Annotated in this window: 1 protein-coding gene; it reads right to left on the reverse strand. The window is 48.2% G+C overall.

What is annotated here, in order from left to right:
- Nucleotides 1–146: 146 nt before the first annotated feature.
- Nucleotides 147–953, reverse strand: coding sequence for a KilA-N domain-containing protein (locus tag F6K64_RS38035; RefSeq protein ID WP_287268011.1), 807 nt, complete (start codon nt 951–953; stop codon nt 147–149).
- Between the last annotated feature and the right edge of the window lie 169 nt (nt 954–1122).

Here is a 1122-nt window from a genome sequence, read left to right on the forward strand (position 1 = left end):
CCGCTTCTGCTATGAGTATAGCACTGTAGGGTAAAGTTGTCGATGCAGAAAGAAAAAACCCCGGTCACTCTACAGGTGGCCGGGGGTTTTTGCTATGGGCATGGGGCTATTGGCATGGGGCTATGGGCATGGGGCTATCGGGAATGTCAACTCATCTTTCGCAACACCTTTTCAAACAACTCATCAAAGCTGTATTCGTCGGGGTAAAACGTCTCAAACAACGTGGCGAACGTTTGCTCAAACCTTGCCAGCATGTCCAGCTGTTCTTCCGTGCAGTTCTCACGATTTCCGTTAAAGTTGGGGAACCCCGTTAGCCGGTTCTGCGCGATCGCTGTATATTTGGCAAAGATAGCGGCAGATGCTGGACTACGGTAGAATTCCTCACCATGCTCCCGAATGATCGCCTCTTTCAAGCAGTCTGTGAAACTACGGCGCTGTCGGCGGGAATGGAGCAACTGAACTTCCCACGCTCGCTGAATTATTGCCTGGGCTCTCACCGCTTCTGGGGAGTTGGGGGTGAATCCACCTTCTATCACTTGCCTTAGCGTTCGCATAGCCCAAACTTCAAACTCAGGACTAATCCAAGCTGCGCATTTGATAGCTAATTCTGGATGGCACCATACTCCACGAACAGCATTAGGAACGTTATTTTTCTCAGTAACTGATATCAGTACTTCCGTCGTTTCTTCGCTTGTTCTTGGGTTTTCTTCCCCTGTTTTGTCAATATCTTGGGCGGCGCGTTTGGCACGTCGCTCTTTCTCTAGCTGTTCTTTTAGTGCCTTAATGTAAGCTATCGTAGTTTTCTGGCGAGTGAAAGCATTTGGTTTCTTTCCTTGATTCACGCACATCAAGGTTAAGTTTACCCACCCGATGGGAATCGTTATACCAGCAATGGTAGTTTCTTCAGTTGTCTGGGGAAAAAGCTTGTCGTTGCCAAAGTTATGCATTAACATGTTATACTATACCTAAGAATGATGAGTCTATTTGATCGGCTATGGAGGCGGGAGGTCTTTGGTGGAGCTCCCGCTTCTGCTATGAGTATAGCACTGTAGGGTAAAGTTGTCGATGCAGAAAGAAAAAACCCCGGTCACTCTACAGGTGGCCGGGGGTTTTTGCTATGGG

The sequence above is a fragment of the Moorena sp. SIO3A2 genome (assembly GCF_010672265.1).
Lineage (GTDB): Bacteria > Cyanobacteriota > Cyanobacteriia > Cyanobacteriales > Coleofasciculaceae > Moorena > Moorena producens.